20 protein-coding genes are annotated in these 18,108 nt (G+C 57.9%); 8 read left to right on the plus strand and 12 right to left on the minus strand.

The features are described from left to right. The first annotated feature begins 131 nt into the window (after positions 1 to 131). Positions 132 to 866, plus strand: coding sequence for a hypothetical protein (locus MUU53_RS14645; protein WP_247261549.1), 735 nt, complete (start codon positions 132 to 134; stop codon positions 864 to 866). Between the two features lie 70 nt (positions 867 to 936). On the opposite strand, the gene MUU53_RS14650 is transcribed toward MUU53_RS14645, so the two are convergent. The 3 genes from MUU53_RS14650 to MUU53_RS14660 form a co-directional block, all read right to left on the minus strand. Further along, on the minus strand, positions 937 to 1,698 hold the full coding sequence (locus MUU53_RS14650; RefSeq protein ID WP_247261550.1) for a metallophosphoesterase family protein: 762 nt from the start codon (positions 1,696 to 1,698) through the stop codon (positions 937 to 939). Then, positions 1,695 to 2,525 (minus strand): nucleotidyltransferase family protein, encoded by an 831-nt coding sequence (locus MUU53_RS14655; protein ID WP_247261592.1) that lies wholly within the window; start codon positions 2,523 to 2,525, stop codon positions 1,695 to 1,697. Before MUU53_RS14655 ends, MUU53_RS14650 begins: the two co-directional genes overlap by 4 nt. 99 nt (positions 2,526 to 2,624) lie before the next feature. Further along, complete coding sequence (locus MUU53_RS14660) at positions 2,625 to 2,894, minus strand: hypothetical protein (RefSeq protein WP_247261551.1); 270 nt, start codon at positions 2,892 to 2,894, stop codon at positions 2,625 to 2,627. Between the two features lie 161 nt (positions 2,895 to 3,055). On the opposite strand from MUU53_RS14660, the gene MUU53_RS14665 reads away from it, so the two are divergent. Then, complete coding sequence (locus MUU53_RS14665; RefSeq protein WP_247261552.1) at positions 3,056 to 3,244, plus strand: DUF3008 family protein; 189 nt, start codon at positions 3,056 to 3,058, stop codon at positions 3,242 to 3,244. A 12-nt stretch (positions 3,245 to 3,256) separates the two neighbouring features. Here the strand turns inward: MUU53_RS14665 and MUU53_RS14670 are convergent, their stop codons facing one another. After that, positions 3,257 to 3,616 carry a YbaN family protein gene (locus MUU53_RS14670; protein WP_247261553.1) on the minus strand — a complete coding sequence of 120 codons (360 nt, stop codon included), beginning with the start codon at positions 3,614 to 3,616 and terminating at the stop codon, positions 3,257 to 3,259. Between the two features lie 164 nt (positions 3,617 to 3,780). Here MUU53_RS14670 and galE point away from each other — a divergent pair, with 164 nt between their 5' ends. The 6 genes from galE to MUU53_RS14700 all read left to right on the plus strand — a co-directional run bounded on the left by galE (position 3,781) and on the right by MUU53_RS14700 (position 9,021). Beyond that, the gene (gene galE / locus MUU53_RS14675) at positions 3,781 to 4,770 is read left to right on the plus strand and encodes a UDP-glucose 4-epimerase GalE (RefSeq protein WP_247261554.1); all 990 of its coding nucleotides are present in this window, start codon (positions 3,781 to 3,783) and stop codon (positions 4,768 to 4,770) included. 16 nt (positions 4,771 to 4,786) lie between these two features. Continuing rightward, on the plus strand, positions 4,787 to 5,482 hold the full coding sequence (ung, locus tag MUU53_RS14680) for a uracil-DNA glycosylase (protein ID WP_247261555.1): 696 nt from the start codon (positions 4,787 to 4,789) through the stop codon (positions 5,480 to 5,482). Between the two features lie 132 nt (positions 5,483 to 5,614). Then, positions 5,615 to 6,541, plus strand: a complete 927-nt coding sequence (locus MUU53_RS14685) for a VOC family protein (RefSeq protein WP_247261556.1) — start codon at positions 5,615 to 5,617, stop codon at positions 6,539 to 6,541. A gap of 18 nt (positions 6,542 to 6,559) precedes the next feature. Continuing rightward, on the plus strand, positions 6,560 to 7,168 hold the full coding sequence (locus MUU53_RS14690; RefSeq protein ID WP_247261557.1) for an alpha/beta hydrolase: 609 nt from the start codon (positions 6,560 to 6,562) through the stop codon (positions 7,166 to 7,168). 202 nt (positions 7,169 to 7,370) lie between these two features. Then, positions 7,371 to 8,564 (plus strand): DUF4214 domain-containing protein, encoded by a 1,194-nt coding sequence (locus MUU53_RS14695; RefSeq protein WP_247261558.1) that lies wholly within the window; start codon positions 7,371 to 7,373, stop codon positions 8,562 to 8,564. Positions 8,565 to 8,619: 55 nt separating this feature from the next. Then, entirely contained in the window at positions 8,620 to 9,021 is a 402-nt protein-coding gene (locus MUU53_RS14700; RefSeq protein ID WP_247261559.1) for a RidA family protein, read from the plus strand. Between the two features lie 10 nt (positions 9,022 to 9,031). Here the strand turns inward: MUU53_RS14700 and MUU53_RS14705 are convergent, their stop codons facing one another. The 8 genes from MUU53_RS14705 to MUU53_RS14740 all read right to left on the minus strand — a co-directional run bounded on the left by MUU53_RS14705 (position 9,032) and on the right by MUU53_RS14740 (position 18,002). Next, positions 9,032 to 10,552, minus strand: a complete 1,521-nt coding sequence (locus tag MUU53_RS14705) for a pyruvate kinase (protein ID WP_247261560.1) — start codon at positions 10,550 to 10,552, stop codon at positions 9,032 to 9,034. Between the two features lie 162 nt (positions 10,553 to 10,714). Beyond that, complete coding sequence (locus tag MUU53_RS14710; protein ID WP_247261561.1) at positions 10,715 to 11,284, minus strand: transglycosylase SLT domain-containing protein; 570 nt, start codon at positions 11,282 to 11,284, stop codon at positions 10,715 to 10,717. Positions 11,285 to 11,366: 82 nt separating this feature from the next. Then, complete coding sequence (locus MUU53_RS14715) at positions 11,367 to 11,948, minus strand: NAD(P)H-dependent oxidoreductase (RefSeq protein ID WP_247261562.1); 582 nt, start codon at positions 11,946 to 11,948, stop codon at positions 11,367 to 11,369. A gap of 414 nt (positions 11,949 to 12,362) precedes the next feature. Continuing rightward, positions 12,363 to 13,778 (minus strand): FAD-binding oxidoreductase, encoded by a 1,416-nt coding sequence (locus MUU53_RS14720; RefSeq protein ID WP_247261563.1) that lies wholly within the window; start codon positions 13,776 to 13,778, stop codon positions 12,363 to 12,365. Between the two features lie 5 nt (positions 13,779 to 13,783). Continuing rightward, entirely contained in the window at positions 13,784 to 15,091 is a 1,308-nt protein-coding gene (locus MUU53_RS14725) for a cytosine deaminase (protein ID WP_247261564.1), read from the minus strand. Beyond that, complete coding sequence (locus tag MUU53_RS14730; RefSeq protein ID WP_247261565.1) at positions 15,091 to 15,909, minus strand: ABC transporter permease; 819 nt, start codon at positions 15,907 to 15,909, stop codon at positions 15,091 to 15,093. The genes MUU53_RS14725 and MUU53_RS14730 overlap by 1 nt, the downstream gene beginning before the upstream one ends. Next, positions 15,909 to 16,745, minus strand: coding sequence for an ABC transporter ATP-binding protein (locus tag MUU53_RS14735; RefSeq protein WP_247261566.1), 837 nt, complete (start codon positions 16,743 to 16,745; stop codon positions 15,909 to 15,911). Before MUU53_RS14735 ends, MUU53_RS14730 begins: the two co-directional genes overlap by 1 nt. A gap of 252 nt (positions 16,746 to 16,997) precedes the next feature. Then, positions 16,998 to 18,002: an ABC transporter substrate-binding protein gene (locus tag MUU53_RS14740; RefSeq protein WP_247261567.1), complete on the minus strand. Its 1,005-nt coding sequence runs from the start codon at positions 18,000 to 18,002 to the stop codon at positions 16,998 to 17,000. Between the last annotated feature and the right edge of the window lie 106 nt (positions 18,003 to 18,108).

Raw genomic sequence — 18,108 nt, forward strand, 5'->3', positions numbered from 1 at the left:
TACTGATGCCGAGCCATCGAAACGTCAGTCAAGGCAAGCAGTTCCCGCGTACGCAGATCAAGTTATGTGCTACATCAACCCGCTGGCTAGCGGACTCCACGAATCGGATCGTCTATGCAAATAAGTTCCTCATGAAGATAAAACTTAGGTCCGCATATTCTTGGATATTTGGTTTCGCTGTACTTGGGGTATTGCGCGAACTCTATAACGGATTTTTCGTCAAAGTCGCTGACGAGAAGGGATGGTATGTGAATGCAGCCGAAAGATGGGATTTCTTTTGGTCCTCTATCTCCGCCTTTTTGGTATCTCCCTGGATTTCGCATTGTCTTGCGCTGATTGCTGGCGCCATCATAGCTTTGTCTCTTTCAAGACTGATATCTGGTAGGAGCAGGGATACAACTGACGCTAAGTTACGGACAATCGATGCATTCAACGGTTCCATCCATGTCCCAGAAAATAGTGCAGATCAGCCATTCGTTGAAATAACTGGAACGCCGCTTTCAGGAGCATGGACTGCCGCTTTGAAGGTGGCTGATCAAGCGCGCCAAACGGTTAAAGATCTTCCGGCAGCTCAACTGATTGCTGAAAAGATGACGAGAGAGGAAGAGCTTAAGTATTATTGTGGTATTCTACATAAATATGCAGATCTACATGGTATAGCGCCTCCGACTCGTACCAGTGAACGTATTCCTTATAGGGCTGATCGACCGCTCATATTTTGGAACAACGGAACTCAATTAGATACGATTGACGAGAAAGGGAACGGGCGGTTTCGCTATCTACACTTTAAAACTAGAAGCTTAGATGGCGCGCTGATTGCGCTGCGCGAAGAAATGAAGCAGCTCAGTCAAGATATACCATCTTAATCTATCAAATCAGTGAGGACGGCGGTTAAATTTCCTTAACGGAATCGACACGAAACATTTTGCGAGTTCTTCAAAGCTCGATAATCGCGTAGGGCTTGCCGTTCGGCTTCTCGATGTGGGCCGCCACATTGTAGACGGGTGCGCCGCCCGGGGTTTTGCCCTCGAACCGGCCGCGATGGGCGTGGCCGTGCACCACGGCACTCACGGGAAAACGGTCAATGGTTTCGGCTAATCGTGAGGAACCCAGGAACGGATAGATCTCCTTCGGCTCGCCCTCCACGGTTTCCGGGATGGGGGCATAATGGAGGACGACCATGGCGCGTTCGGACCGCACCTGCCGCAAAGCATTTTCCAGGCGCATGGTTTCTTCCACGCTTTCGGCGACCATGGCCTTGATTGCGGGTTCGCCGAAGCTGCCCAGCATGTGGCGTCCGAAGCCGCCTGCAAAGCCCTTCACACCGGCAAAGCCGACGCCGTGGATTTCGACCGCCTGACCTTCCAGAAGGTGAACGCCAGCTCCTTTCAGAATACTGCGAACCTCGTCCACGGCCCCGCATTCGAAATCATGGTTCCCAAGCACCGCCACCATGGGGATGGTACAGGCCCGCAGATCAGCGGCCAGATGCTCTGCTTCAGCCTTCTTGCCAAGGTCTGTCAGATCACCCGCCATGACCAGAATGTCGGCCTCACTGGAAATTTCCGTGAAGAGATCCTTATAGGTTACGGACCCTGTTTCCTTGACATGCAGGTCCGCGACGGCGGCAATCCGGACCTTGGCCGGGGTCGCCTTTGTGTTCGTTTCTGCTTTTCGGCTCGGGGTCGGTTTCGTCACAGCAAGGCTCCTTCCTGTTCCTGCCTCAACTCGCCTTCGCCGCCTACGTCGGCAAAGCCCCATTCTTTCACGTCGATCTCGAAATCGATGCGCGAGAACATGCGGCCGCGGCATATCTTCATCTGGGGCAGGGGCAGTTGGCGTTGCGCAGCAAGACGTTCCAGCAATTCGTCGAGCAGCCAGTCCGGCACCTTGTCTCGCTCGGTCGGGTAGATCCAGCGGAAGTTCAAAAGATGCATCAAGAGCACTTCCCAATGGACTTCCATGTGGCCCAGCAGGCGGCGCCAGTCGATCTGGTCGTGCGCCCGCAGGATGACGTGGACCACATCGGCGCCATCATAGCGGTGGCGCAACTGGACAAAGCACTTCGACCAGATGAGTTCGGTCGGAGCCACCACGCGCACCTTATGGCCATTGAAATCCATCTGTCGGGCGTTTTCGAACCATGCGTCGCCGATAGGCATCGTCCCGTTCGATCCGGCAAAGATCACGTCGAAGAAATGCTCGCCCTGCTTGACCTTCCCAAGCCAACGGTCGTCCTCGACTTCAATGTCGAAGCCCTTGTTCTTGAAATGGGCGAGAATGCGGTTGAAATCGCCCGCCTTGCAGAAGATATCGAGATCCTTGGTCGGACGGGAAATACCCGTATAGGCGCTGACGGCGTAGGTGCCTGCCAACAGGAACGGGATGTGGGAGGAGGCAAGCTCCTCTACCGACAGCGCCACAAAATCCTGCGCGTCTGCGGTTGCTAGAGTTGGCGCCGCGCGTGCCTGAATATGCGGCACACCCTCCAGGTTTGGGTCGGCTGGCCGTGGCGTTGGGTTCATGTCGCGGTCAGTCGGGTCGTTCATGAATGATCCTCCGTTGGTCGCGGAAGAACACCGGTCGCGGCATCTGGTTCCGCCGCGCCGGTTTGTCATCAGATTTCAACGCTCGGGATTGTCGGCATTGGCCATGGGGCTTGGGCGACCATCCAAGCCATCCGTCTCGACGCGTTCGTCCAGATCTTCGAGATCGCTTTTCACAAGATAGGTATCGCCGCCGCCGAGGCGCGATGCTTCCATCACTGCCTTGTGGTTCGTTGTGTCAGGCTGCGTGTGGAGTGCATCCTCTGCGCGTTCGCGGCCTTCCTGTTCAAACCGGCGCGAGCCTTCATCCGTCATCTTGTCACGGGCTGTCATGTTGTCGTTGTCCATGGCTGTTTCCTTCGCTCTTGACGGCTGCGCCATTGCAGCCTTTCGCGAGACAACCCGGCGGGGCGCGATTGGGTTCCTCTTCGGCGTAACCAAAAGTAGCGGAACCTGACGTCTGAATTTCCGTTCGAACCGCATTGGACCTCGAACATGGGAGTTTCTCCATGCCTGCAAAATCGAAAGCACAGCAGAAGGCTGCCGGTGCAGCGCTTGCTGCCAAGCACGGCGATATCAAGAAAAGCGAACTCAAAGGGGCTTCGAAAAGCATGGAGAAATCCATGTCCGAGAAGGAGCTTCACGACATGGCATCCACCAAGCGCAAGGGAAAGCCGCAGCATGCGGCCAGCCAGTAAGTCTCTCTTTGCTCAGGTGCTGTCCGGTCTCGTGACGATAAAGATCGAGGAGCCGGCCAAAATGGCGAGTACGATCAAAGCTCGCCACAAAGGCGGCGAGGTGCCGAACAGGAAGATGCCGTAGCTGACAGCCATCATTACCACCGCCAGCATCTTTGCGCGGCGCGGTATCGCCCCTTTTTGCCGCCAGGCAATGAGCGGCGGGCCGAAGCGCGGATGGTTGAGAAGCCAGGCTTCCAAACGTGGTGACGATCGGGTGAAGCAGCCAATGGCCAGAAGCAGGAAGGGAGTTGTGGGAAGCAGCGGTAGAAACGCGCCCAGCAAGCCCAGACCTACGAAGAACCAGCCGAAAGCCAAGTAGACCAATCGCATGAGAAATGCCGCATCCTGTTTGTTGCCTCGCACGATAGCCGAGGAGTGAGCGCTGCGGAAATCTTTTCTTCACATCTCAAGTTCTGCGATATCGGGTGATGCTGGCAATTGTTACACCGGGAGATATAGTCGCGCCGTGGATTGTGGGGAGCTTCGAATCATTCATGGCGCAGAAGAAAGTGCTTGTCGTTGGCGGTGCGGGATATATCGGTTCTCACACCTGCCTTGTGCTGAATGAGCGTGGCTACCAGCCCATCGTCTTCGATAATCTTTCGAATGGGCATTCCGAATTCGTACGCTGGGGACCTCTGGAAGAAGGCGATATTCGCGACCGCGCACGGCTCGATGAAGTTTTTGCAACCCATCAGCCAGATGCCGTCCTGCATTTCGCGGCGCTGATCGAAGTGGGAGAGTCGGTCAAGAATCCGGTCGCCTTCTACGACAATAATGTCATCGGGGCGCTTACCCTCCTTTCTGCCGCCATGGATGCCGGCGTGCAAAATTTCGTCTTCTCCTCCACCTGCGCGACCTATGGTCTGCCGCAACAGGTGCCGATGGACGAAAGCCACGGGCAGGCACCCATCAATCCCTATGGCCGGACGAAATTCATCATCGAGCAGGCGCTGAAGGATTACGGACAATACAAGGGCCTGCGCTCCGTCATGCTGCGTTATTTCAATGCAGCCGGTGCCGATTTCGAAGGGCGCATCGGCGAATGGCACCAGCCAGAGACGCATGCGATACCGCTCGCCATCGATGCGGCGCTCGGTCGCCGTCAGGGCTTCAAGGTCTTCGGCTCCGACTACGATACCCGCGATGGCACCTGCGTGCGCGACTATATCCACGTGTTGGATCTGGCGGATGCGCATGTGCGCGCCGTCGACTATCTCTTGAACGGTGGCGAGACGGTGGAGTTGAACCTCGGCACCGGCACGGGAACAACGGTGAAGGAGTTGCTGGCGGCGATTTCCGCCGTCTCCGGCAAGCCTTTCCCGGTGGAGTATGTTGATCGTCGCGAGGGCGACTCCACATCTCTTGTTGCCAATAACGATAAGGCAAGGGCAGTGCTTGGCTGGGAGCCCCGTTACAGTCTGGACGATATCATTCGCTCCGCCTGGAACTGGCATTCGCGCAGCAACCATCCGATTAGCTGAAACGGAGCAGACAGACATGACGGAGCAGACTGTCAAACTGGAAGAGAGCTGGAAGGCCGCTCTCTCCGGCGAATTCGCCAGCACCTACATGTCAGACCTGCGGGCCTTTCTGCTGAAGGAAAAGGAGGCGGGGAAGCATATCTTTCCCAAAGGCTCCGAATATTTCCGCGCACTGGACCTGACGCCGCTTGATAAGGTGAAGGTGGTGATCCTGGGGCAGGACCCTTATCATGGCGCGGGCCAGGCCCATGGCCTGTGCTTCAGCGTGCAGCCCGGCATCCGCATCCCGCCTTCGCTCGTGAACATCTACAAGGAAATGCAAAGCGATCTCGGCATTCCTCCGGCAAAGCATGGTTTTCTGGAACATTGGGCAAAGCAGGGCGTGCTGCTGCTGAACAGTGTTCTGACCGTGGAAGAGGGCAAGGCTGCCGCCCATCAGGGCAAGGGATGGGAGCGCTTTACCGATGCGGTTATCCGCGCCGTCAACGAAGACTGCAGCCATGTTGTCTTCATGCTGTGGGGGTCTTACGCGCAGAAGAAGGCCGCCTTTGTGGATCAGCGCCGTCATTTGGTGCTGAAAGCGCCGCACCCGTCGCCGCTTTCAGCTCATAACGGCTTCTTTGGCTCCGGCCATTTTTCCAAGGCCAACGCCTATCTCATCTCCAACGGGCGAGCGCCAGTGGATTGGCAACTGCCGGAACGGCCTGCTTAAATTAGTTCGCTCCAATTGATAAACAATGCGTTCTGATTGTTCAGTCTATGAAACCTGTGCGTCTCACGCCATCTTCCGGTCCAGACAAGCGGCGCGAATAACCGCAGCCGCAGGGATCGAAAGAGTTCTGCCATGTTGAACCAGATCAAGGGACTGCATCATGTTACGTCGATGGCAGCCAATGCCAAGACCAATAACAGCTTCTTCACTGATACGCTCGGCCTTCGCCGGGTGAAGAAGACCGTCAACTTCGATGCGCCGGATGTCTATCATCTCTACTACGGCGACGAGGTTGGTACGCCCGGCTCGGTCATGACCTATTTCCCGTTCCCGCATATCGCCAAGGGGCGTCCCGGCACGGGCGAAGTTGGAACAACCGTCTTCTCAGTGCCGCAAGGATCGCTCACCTATTGGGGCAATCGTCTGGCTGCCAAGGGCAATCTGGAACTGAAGGCCGATGAGGCTTTCGGGAGCAAGCGCCTGAACTTCTTTGGTCCGGATGGCGATGGCTTCGCACTGGTCGAGGTGAAGGATGACGATCGCGCTGCCTGGACTGGCAATGGGGTCGATATCGACCACGCCATTCGTGGTTTTCATTCCGCTTCCATGCGGCTGCGGGATGAAGGCGCGACGGCCGAGCTCCTGAAGTTCATGGGTTATGAGGAAGTGGATCGCGCCGATGGCGTGGTGCGTCTCGGCATTCCCGGAGGCAATGGTGCCGATTTCATCGATATCGAGACCATGCCGAACATCGCGCGTGCCAATCTCGGCGCCGGCTCGGTGCATCACATCGCGTTTGCCGTCGAAAACCGTGAAAAGCAGTTGGAGGTCCGCAAGGCTCTGATGGACACCGGTTATCAGGTGACCCCGGTTATCGATCGCGATTACTTCTGGGCCATCTATTTCCGCACACCGGGTGGCGTGTTGTTCGAAATCGCCACCAATGAGCCCGGTTTCGACCGCGACGAAGATACCGTGCATCTGGGCGAAGCACTCAAGCTGCCAACGCAGCATGCGCATCTTCGCTCCTATCTCGAAGAGCATCTGGAAAAGCTTTGAAGCTTGAGGATTTCGACCATGACAATGGAAAGCTATGTGCACCGGGCGCGGCCCGGTGCGACCGGAGCGCCGATCTTTTTCGTCTTCCATGGTACAGGTGGCGATGAGAACCAGTTCTTCGATTTCGCCAGCCGGTTGGCGCCGAATGCCACGGTGATCTCCCCCCGTGGCGATGTGGCAGAACGCGGCGCTGCGCGCTTTTTCCGGCGCAAGGCGGAAGGGGTCTACGATCTGGACGATCTGGCGCGGGCGACAGCCCAGATGGCCGCCTTCGTCGCCGCCTGCAAACAGCACTACCAGTCTGGCCCTGTCATCGGGCTTGGTTTCTCGAACGGTGCCAATATCCTCGCCAACGTGGTGATCGAAAAGCCGGACCTGTTCGAGGCTTCCGTTCTGATGCATCCGCTGATCCCGTTCGTGCCTAACCCACGATCTGGCCGCGGCAAGGTTCTGATCACCGCAGGCGAGAATGATCCGATCTGCCCGGTTCCCCTGACCCAGACGCTGGCGGATTATTTTGCCGCGCAGGGCGAGGAGGTTCAGGTAGAATGGCATCCGGGCGGTCATGAAATCCGCGGCAATGAAATCGAGGCGGTGAAAGCCTTCCTCGCGCCATACACAGCCTGATCGGCGTATGAGGCGGTGCCGTCACCGCCTCATACTATCCATCAGAGTATTTCTTTTCTGCATTACTTATGATTGTGCACTCGGAATTTGGTGAAGGTTGTGCACAAATGAACTGTATGCAGTCTACACCTAAAATTTGACACATGTTAATGTGGTCCCACTGGGAGATATATGACATTGCTTCATATTTGGGGGATTGGGCATGCCGACGAATTATTATACAGACAGCTCTCAGGATGGTCTATCGGCTGCCGAACTTGAGCTCTACAACCTCATCATGAATTATCGGGCGACGCTGGGTCTGCCCTCCATTCCGCTCTCTGTCGGATTGACCATCACGGCTGGTCGCCATGCGCTGGACCAAAGCGAAAACATGGGCGGCTATAACGGCCATAGCTGGAGCGATGCGCCTTACGACAGCAACAACAATGCGACCTGGACCAATATGTGGTTGGCCCCGCAACGCTTGAACACCAGCTACAAGGCTTCTACCGGCATCGACTTCTACGGATACGAAATCAGCACCGGTATCCCAAACAATGGCGGAGAGATGACCCCGGCTGATGCGTTGAAAAGCTGGCAGGGTTCGGCACCGCATAACGATGTCATCACCAACAAGAATACCTGGTCGACCATGACCTGGAACGCCATCGGTGTGGGCATCTACAAGGGCGTTGCGCATGTCTGGTTCGGCAAGGCTGCGGATCCGGCAGGGGCGCCGGTCGTCACCGGACCCATGACCGGCGGCGAGGGGAACGACATTCTCTCCGGCAACGACCAGAACAATGTGCTGCAGGGCTTTGGCGGCAATGACCGTCTCAACCAGAGCGGCGGCTCGGACACCATGGACGGTGGCAATGGCGTTGATACGGCCGTCTATACAGGCAAGCGCTCGGATTATCGTCTCGATACGGCATCGACCGTCAAGATCGACAAGCTTGGCGGCGGCACCGATACGCTGATTTCCATCGAGCGCATTCAGTTTTCCGATGGCACGCTGGCCTTCGACAAGGGCGCCGGGGAAATTGCCGGTTCGGCCTATCGCCTGTATCAGGCGGCCTTCGAGCGTACGCCGGACACCGGCGGACTGTCCTTCTGGATCAAGGAAATGGACAAGGGCGTCCGTCTGAAGAATGTCGCGGAAAACTTTCTGGCGTCGCGAGAATTCTTGCAGACCTATGGCACAGCTGCAACCGTGACCAACACCAAATATGTCGAGCTTCTGTACCAGCATACGCTGGGTCGCGCCTTCGATCAGGGCGGCCTGAATTTCTGGGTTTCCCGCCTGGACACAGGCACGAATGATCGCGCCGATCTCCTGGTCCAGTTCTCGGAAAGCCCGGAAAATCAGGCGCGCGTTTCGGCAGCCGTGAAGGATGGCATCTGGTACGTGTGATTGGCATCCGGCGGTGCTAAATTATTCCTGAACTTAAGAATAAGGGGAGCCTCACATGCCGGACAGCGTAAAACAGGTCTTCAACCCGCCATCGGTCCGCAGGCCTTTCGGTGCCTATAATCATGGGCTTCTGGTGCCGCCGGGCGCCTCGCTGCTCGTCACATCCGGGCAGCTTGGCATTGCGCCTGATGACAGCATTCCGCAGGATGTGACGGCGCAGGCCGAACTGTGCTTCGAGGCCATCAGGGCCATCCTGCAAGAGGCGGGCATGACATTCGCCGATATCATCCGCATATCGGGCTTTGTGACGAAGCGTGAGGATTTTGCCCCATATATGGGGGTGCGCGATCGCTATACGCTGGATCCGAAACCGGTCTCGACACTGATCATCGTCAGCGGCTTCACAAGACCGGAGTTTCTGGTGGAGGTGGAAGTCACGGCGGCAAGATTGACGTAACCTCCAAGCACTACCACGATTTCAGCGCCCGCAGCATCGGCGTCTTCTTGAGCATGTGCTCGTCCATCTTGGCGAGCAGATAGTCCAGCAGTTCGACGGCCTCGGCCACAGCTGGCCCCTTGTTCAGCATCACGCATTCGGCGCGGGCGGCCATCGCGGCATCCGTCATTTCGCCGCGGGAGGGAAGGCCATCCTTGACCAGATCTTCCAGAACCTGTGTGGCCCAGATTGTGGGAACGGAAGCCGCTTCGCAGATCCAGAGGATTTGTTCCTGCATTTCTGCTACGCGCTCGAAACCCAGTTCCGCCGCCAGATCGCCACGGGCAATCATCACCCCGAACGGACGGTGCGAGCCAGCGGCAGCCGCAATGAGCGCCGGGAGATTAAGAACGGCCTGCGGGTGCTCGATCTTGGCAACCAGCCCAAGCGGCGTCTGCCGGGGCGGCAGTCTCTCAAGAACCTCTTCAAGCAGATTGATATCCTCCGGCCTGCTGACGAAGGAATAACCGATCATGTCTGCGCAGGTGACGACGGTGGCGAGATCTGTCTCATCCTTGGCGGTCAGGGGAGAGAGGCCCAACACCGTATCCGGCAGGTTCAAACCCTTCTCGGCCTTCAGTCGGGTTCCGCCGGTCTTGCAACGGTTGACGCGGATGAGCGCCTCACCGCGGGTCAGCGCCTCCACGGTGCCTTCCAGCTTGCCATCGTCGTAGCGGACCCGGTCGCCGATCGAGAGGCGGGTTACGATTTCTGGCAGGGAGACGGACGCGGATGCCTTGACCTCGTCATCGAGAAAGGGCTCGCCATTGGCCACCAGCCGCAGCATATCGCCCAGTTGTAGCTTGAGCTTCTTCTCCGGCAGCACTTTTTCTGTTCGGATCTTCGGGCCTGCAATATCCATGAGGATCTTCACGGGGCAACCGAATTTTTGCGCCGCCGCCCGCACATGTCCCGCCATGGAAAGCCAGCATTCCGGATCGTCATGGGCGCAATTGATGCGAGCGATGTTCATGCCTCGGCGGACCAGATCCTCGATGAATTCCGGCCTTTCCGCTGCATCGCCCGGTAGCGTTACCATAATACGGCCGCGCCGGTGGGCAGGGGCGGCACCTAGCAGGCGCTCGGCTTCGTTCGCCAGAGCGCCCTCACCGAAAAAGAAGGTTTCTTCGCTCGGTCTGGCATGCGGTATCGCAGCGCCGGTATGGGGGGCAAGCGTTGCGAGAACGGCATCCAGCGTCGGCAGAACGCGGCCTTCCAGGCGCCCCAGCGAAGAAAGACCCTGCACCATCAGCCGCCTCTGCAGAGGGCGCAGATCACGCCTGCGAAGGGCAAGATAATGCAAGAGGTTCAGGGTGCGCCTAGTCTCGGAAGCGCACAGATCCTTAGCCTGCAATTGCTCGGTAAAAGCCGCGCCCGCTTCCTCGGCCACTTTTTCCCGTAAGGAAAGGAGCTCTGCATAAAGGGCGCCCATCTCGCTGGAGATAGCTTGGCTATTGCCGATAGGATGGATCTGTGGCTGGGTCGTTGGCATATCGTTTCTCCGCATTGGGCACGTCCATGCTGTGCCATGCAGATGACATGGATATGATCGCAACCGTCGCAACCCTGCGGTTGGACAACTCCGCACGCCTGGATCACAAGAAAAGTTTATGAAACCAGCTTTTTGCGTGAGCTTTGCGGATTTCGCGAGGGTTCAATAGCCACAGGCGCGCAATTGCCGCTCATAGCGTTCGGCTATGCCCGCGGAGCGCTGGGCTGCCGCACGAATGGCCGAGGTGAACTGGCCGCGCTCATAGCCTTTGTGTCCCGCGTAGTAGGCCAGATAGAGCCGATAGGTATCGTTCAGCGCTATGCCGTTCCGCTTGTTGCTCTTGTTGTGATACCAGCCGACGAAGTGAATGCTGTCGCCAAAATTGCTGCGGCTTGCACCCCAGCTGCCGGTTTCGCGCTTATAGACGGCCCAAGTGCCATCCAGCGCCTGTGCGTAGCCATAGGCTGTGGACGGCCTGCTCCACGGGATGAAGCCGAGCAGATAGGTGCGCTTCGGCCGCGCATAGGCCCGGAAGCCGGATTCAGTGTAAATCGTGGCCATCAAGACCGGTACAGGCACGCCATATTGGCGGGAAGCATGTCGTGCTTCTCGTGCCCAGTTGTTGAAGAGCCCGTCGCGCTGCTTGAAGATTGCACACGCATTATCAATCCTGCTTGGCGCTGTTCCGCAGCCAGCAAGAAAGAGAAGGGCGATGAAAAACGCATAACGCATCGCTGGTCCTCTCGATCTGACAGAACCATGACAGCTAAGTTTTAACTAAACCTTTACGGATTACGCCCTCCCGAACTCGTGTTCAGAAGGCTTCCATATGCGCCTTGACGCGGGCCATGAAGGCGGCGCGCGTCTCATCCGTGCAATTGTTCATGTCATAATGGGCGAGATAGGAAACCGGCGCGCCAGGCTTGATCTGCACGCGCATCACGCGGGTTACGATCTTCTTTGGCGGATTGCCCGCCAGAAAGGCACGCATGGGTGTGGCGCCATAGGTGACGACGGCAGACAGTTTGCGAATGTGCCGCAGCGTCGGGATCAGTTTTCCGTCCTTGAGATCGAAGGAAACACCCGGCAGCCAGACGCGGTCAAAGTAGCCCTTCAGCATGGCCGGGAAACCGAAGTTCCAGATGGGCGTGCAAATGACGAGGCCCTCCGCCTTCAGAAGGCGTTCCACATAGGTCTCAAGCCCTGCCATGTTCTGCGGATAATCATGATAGATCCGCCGTCCCTCCGCGCTCAGCACGGGATCGAAACCCTCGGCATAGAGATCGCAAGCATCCACCTCATGGCCTGCATGGCGAAGGCTGTCGCAGGTCAGGCGAAACAGGGATTTGCCGAAGCTTTCTTCGACGGGGTGGGAATGCAGAACAAGAACGCGCATGGGTCAAAGCTCCAAATCTTGCGGCCTCCTGCTCGAGGCCCGATCAAAAACTTCCGCGCCGTTTGTCCCAGCGGTTTCCTGCCTCGCCGCCCAGCCGAGGCAAAGAAACCACCATATTGCATGAGCCGGATTTGCTCCGGCCGGGAGTACCTTCGGAATGGTGTTGTGGTGGCGGATAGATAATTCGGTTTTCGAGTTCCTTTGTAAATGACCCCCCTCTGCCCTGCCGTGCATGTCCCCCTCAAGGGGGGAGATCGATTTGCGGCTCCCGACCGCTTTCCGTCAGGCTGGCCGGGCGCGGCAAAGACAGTTGCCAAGGTGGGCGAGCGATCGCTCCTTGCCAATCTCCCCCCTTGAGGGGGAGATGCCCGGCAGGGCAGAGGGGGGTGCTTCTATGACGCGATGCTGAGCGTTTTACTCCCCCGCTTCGCCAAAGGACTGAAGGCCGGGGAAGAGGTAGTTCTTGCCCGCCTTGAAATCGAAATCCGGGTTCTCCCAGGCAATCATCTTGCCGGGGTTCAGCAGGCCCTTCGGATCGGTCTCTTTCTTGAAGGCAAGCTGTACCTCGTCCGTCTGCTTCATGCCGCCTTCTTCCAGCGTATAGCGGTGCGGGTTGAAGATCGGACAGCCGTGATCCTCATGGATCTTGATGATCTCTTCCAGCCGTTCCTTCGTGGTGTAGCGCACGAGCGGCAGACCGGCGCACTGGATGTTGCCATCGAACTTGATGAATTCCAGATGGCCCGGAACTTCATCGCCGAAGATTTCCACCATCTTGCCCACCTTCGCCACGTGATCCGGACTTGGGTACTGGACCTGAAGATAGGTAAAGCTCGGATCGACCTTCAGGGCGCGCAGCGTCGTGTGGTTCCAGCCGAGCTCATAAGCATGGGGTATGCCCTTCATGCTTTCCACCTTGTCGGAGCGGAAGAGGATTTCGCCCTTCATACGCTCCGTCAGTGCCGTAAACGCATCGATGGCATGCGGCGCAATCATCACCACGACAATGGACTGGCCGCGATGGCGGATAAACGGCTTGTGGCGTGGGAAGTAGTCATAGGGGATAGGGGCTGCAATCGGCGCGATTTCCTTCAGCAGCAGGCCGTTTTTATGCGCCAGCGTATCGGCAAAGCGCACCGCATCCATGAAATCGTCATAGCCGACCAGCACATCCACCCAGTCATAGGCGGGTGCAAGCGGCATTTCCACCTCGGTGATAATGCCATTGGTGCCATAGGCATGGCTGACCTTCTGGAGATCCCAGGCCGTCAGTTCCAGCACACGCGGCTCTGCTTCCATGGTCACGACCCGAAGCCGCAGGATATTGCCGAGATCGCGAAGGCCGCCCCAGTGGATGGAGCCGACGCCACCGGAACCGCCGGCGATGAAGCCGCCAATCGTCGCCGTTTGTGCTGTCGAGGGGTGGAAACGAAGCTCTTGCCCGGAATGGGCCTTCGTCTGCCGGTCGAGTTCGGCAATGATGATGCCGGGTTCGCAGATCACGCGGCCGGGGTGAATTTCCTTCACCTTGTTCATGTTGATGAGGTTGAGAACGATGCCGCCGGACAGCGGCATGGCTTGGCCGTAATTGCCCGTTCCTGCACCGCGTGGCGTTACCGGTACGCCATGGGCAAAGGCCACTTTCAGCGTGCGGATCACCTCTTCTTCCGTGGTGGGGGAAACCACCAGATCACCCGTCACGCTATCCAGCTCTTCTTTCAGGATTGGCGAGTACCAGTAGAAATCGCGGCTTTTCTGGCGCACCAGAGCCGGATTATCTTCTACCGCGATGCCTTCCAGTTCCTGTTTGATCTTTGCGTAATCGGCCATGGTGCTCACTTCATCAGGATTGGGTCAAGGTCACGATAATCCGGCAGGCGGCGGTCGATGCCCATGCCATTCCGCATTACGATGCGGTCCGCCTGCGGACGGGAAAGAAACTCGCTCCAGCGACGGGCGCTGAACAGAATGAGGTCTGCCGGTGCGCCAGCTTTGATGCGGCCAATGTCAGGTCTTCCGAGAATGTCGGCCGGGGTGGTGGTTACCACGCGCGCTGCCGTATCCAGCGGATGGTCGAGGTGGAGAATGCGTACGGATTCGCGGAACACTTCCACGCCATCCAGATCGCCATAGGCGTAGAAGGGGTCGCGGGTGTTGTCGGAGGCCACGGCAGTCTTCACGCCCGCTGCTGCCAGTTCGTGAAACAGCGTCACGCCCCGCCAGCGCGGCGTTCTGCCTGCATGGCGATCCTGCAGATACATGTTGCACATGGGCAGCGAGACCACGGAAAGTCCGGCCTCGGCGACGAGATTTATCGTTTGCTTGGCAAGATCATCGTCCTGCCGCGCCAGCGAGCAGCAATGGCCGACGGTGACCGCACCCTCGAAGCCGGTTTTCAGCTTGGTTTCGGCAATGGTCTTCAGCGTCAGGACCTGCTTGTCTTCCGTCTCGTCTACATGGAGATCAATATCGAGGCCGTTATCGGCAGCTGCGCGAAACAGCGTTTCGAGAATTTTTTCGAAATCCGGTAGAATGCGCGTCGCACCGCCCAAGAGACCGCCGTGGTGCTTGGTGACCGCAACGATATCACCGAAAACGGTTTCATCTAGGACGGATTCCAGCGGCAGCAGGGCTACGGCTTGCAGGGCGATCCTGTCCTTCCAGTCGTGCTTCAGCTCCGAAAAAACCTCGAAGGAAATGCCGTGCTGCGGCGGAATGCTGTCCAGATGCGTGCGGATCAGCTTCGTGCCGTGGGCATAGGCCGTCTTTAGCGAGAACTCCATGCGGGTACGCACGTCATCTGCGGACCAGTTGGCAGCGCGATCCGCGCCGACATTTTCCAACGCGCCCATGAAGGAGCCATCCGGGTTGCGGCGACGCTCCCAGATATGGCCCTTGTCCAGATGCGTGTGCATATCCACCAGACAGGGCCAGACCATGCCGTCGCGCATGTCGAGGCTGGGCAGGGCAGCGGGGGCTGTGCCGGGTAAAAGCACGCTTTCCACCTTGCCGTCGCCGATCACCAGATCGGCGGTCATCAGCCCTTCATTTGCTGGGCCAGAAAAGCCGTCTACCGTTACGGCGGGCAGGGTGGCGTTGGTCAGTACGAAACGGGACGCGTCGGGCAGTTCGCTAAAGCTCATCAGTTTTCTCTTTTCAGGCTGCTTTCATGCCAGCGGTGAAGACTGAGCCAGGCGATGAAAGAGGTGATACCGAAGATCACAACGCCAAGGATGGACAAGAGTATCAGTGCCGCGAACAGGCGTGGAATGTTCAGTCGATACTGCGCTTCCAGAAGACGAAAAGCGAGGCCCGAACCGGCACCGGCGGAACCGGCTGCAAACTCTGCCACCACGGCGGCAATCAGCGACAGGCCGCCACCGATGCGAAGGCCGGTCATGAAATAAGGAAGCGATGCCGGGAGCTTCAGATAGATCAGCGTCTGCCAGCGTGACGCGCCATAGAGATCGAACAAGTTCAGGAGGTTGTGATCGACGCTCTTCAACCCTTGCACCATGTTGGAGAGAATGGGGAAGAAGGCGACGAGAAAGGCGCAGACGAGCAGCGCAACCTGCGTTGTCGGCGCATAGATCAGGATCAGCGGCGCAATGGCCACGATTGGCGTCACCTGAAGGATGACGGCGATGGGGTAAAATGCCGTCTCGATCCATTTCGACTGGATCAGGAAGACGCCGATCCCCACCCCGCCGATCAGCGCCAGCGCGAGCGCCGCCAGCGTAATCTGCGTCGTGACCCAGAGCGCCGGGGCGAGCGTGCCCCAGTCTTTCACCATTGCCCCGGCCACGGCGCCCGGGCTTGGCAGAATATATTGCGGCACGCCGGAGAGCGTCACCGTCAGGTGCCAGATGAGGATCAAGGCCAAGACCACGCCGACAGGGATCAAGACGCGCAGGACCGTTTCGCGATGCTGGCGGGTGAGGGAGGGTGACGCGGCATTCATCAGTGCATCTCCATGGCGGCACCGGGGCCTATCGCTTCGAGAAGAGAGGCCGAGACTTTCTCGCAGGCGGCGCGATATTCTTCCGATGTGCGGTAGAGCGGCGCGCGCTCGAGGCTGGTTTCCAGCGGGAAATCCGCATGCACGCGCCCCGGACGAGCCTTCATCACCACGATGCGGTTGGAGAGATAGGCGCTTTCGAACACGGAGTGCGTGACGAAAACTACGGTGATGCCGGTTTCGCGCCACAGGCGCAGCACATCGTCATTCAGCTTCTGGCGGGTAATTTCGTCGAGTGCGGCGAAGGGTTCGTCCATCAGCAGCAGCTTCGGTTTGGTCACCAGCGCGCGGGCTATGGAAACACGCATTTTCATGCCGCCGGACAGTTCCCGCGGATAGGCCTTCGCGAAATCCTTGAGGCCAACGGTTTCCAGCGCTGCCATGATTTCATCGCTCGCCTGAGCTTTGGATACGCCGCGCAATCTCAAGGGAAGGTAGACATTGCCGAACACCGTCTGCCAGGGCATCAGCGTCGGTTCCTGAAACACGAACGAGATGTCGCCTTCCGGCAGGCCCTTGGCGTTGATGCGGGAACTTGGCCAGTCGATGCTGCCGGTCGTCACGTCACCCAGACCGGATATGATGCGTAGCGCCGTGGATTTGCCGCAGCCGGAGGGGCCGAGCAAGCTGACGAACTCGCCGCCTGCAACAGTGAGCGACATATCCGACAGCGCAAGCGTGCCGCTGGAGAAGCTTTTCGAGACATTCGTCATCACCACGAGCGGGCGCTTGTGCGGAGTGCTAGGTGGCGAGGCTTCAGGCGATTGCAAATCTGTCATTCCGTCACGCGTTGAAAATGGCGGCTAAGTCTCTGGTCGGCATATTGTGGAGGCCGATCAAGATCCCCTCCCAAACCCTCCCCACAAGGGGGAGGGCTTAACCCGGATGCGCTATCCCATAACCATTCCAGCGTTTCCGGTTTTCGTTATCGTCTTTTGAGGTCGCTGAATGGATTGCTGCGAACTCAAGGCGGATGCTGGGCAGTGAAGCCCCTCCCCCTTGTGGGGAGGGGTTGGGGAGGGGCTTTAAACCTACTTCTTCAGTGCCATACCAACGCCCTTGCAGACGAACTTGGTGGTGTAGGCCTTCTTGTAATCCAGATCCTTCGGCAGAGCGTTGATCTGCACCATTTCATCGAAGAACTGCTTGTAGCGCGCATCCGTCATGCAGCCGATGCCCTTGGTCAGAGCCTCGCCGGATTCCAGAATGCCGTATTCCTTCATCTTGGCGATGGAATAGGCGATCTGGCCATCCGTCATTTCCGGATTGTCCTTCTTGATCAGTTCGTTGGCCTTCTTGTTGTCGCCGTAGATGTAATTGTACCAGCCTTCGATGGAGGCATCGACAAAGCGCTGCACCACATCCGGCTTCTTGTCGACCATGCCTTGAGTGGTGGTGATCATGGTGGAGTAGGGGCTGTAGCCCGCGTCAGCCAGCAGAAACACTTTCGGCGCCCAACCGGCCTGTTTCTCGATTTCGTAGGGTTCTGAGGTCAGATAGCCCTGCTGGGCAGACTTCTTGTCTGCAATGAACGGCGCCGGATTAAAGGTATAGGGCTTGTACTGCTCTTCCTTGAAGCCCTTGAAGTTCTTCTTCATCCATTCAAAGTAGGTGACGTAGCCGTCCTTACCCATGAAAATCGTGTCAAGCTTGGCCAGATCCTCGAACTTCTCCACGCCTGCATTGGGATGCGCCAGCAGAACCTGCGGATCCTTCTGGAAGATCGAGGCAACCGAAATCATCGGAATGCCTTCCTTTACGGCATCCATGTCGCCCAGCGGGCCGCCCATGTAGAAATCCACCTTGCCCGCAATCAGCAGCGAGCGGTTGGCAGCATTCGGGCCACCCTGGATGATCTTCACCTTCAAGCCATGCTTCTCATAAGTGCCATCGGCTACGGCTTGATAGAAGCCGCCGTGCTCGGCCTGCGCCAGCCAGTTGGTGCCGTAGGAAACCTCGTCGAGGGCAAGCGCGGGGCCGGTGCCCGCCAGCATCAATCCCATGGCCAGTGCGGCAAGGCCGGTTTTCGACATCATGTGCTGATCCATCCGTCTGTTCCCTTTTTTGGTGAGGTAAGCCGTCAACGACTTCCTTTTCTGCATTTCAGCCATTGCAATTGCGCTTTGAAAAGCATCAAAATTC

It is taken from the genome of Affinirhizobium lemnae, from assembly GCF_022968395.1.
GTDB classification, from domain to species: domain Bacteria; phylum Pseudomonadota; class Alphaproteobacteria; order Rhizobiales; family Rhizobiaceae; genus Neorhizobium; species Neorhizobium lemnae.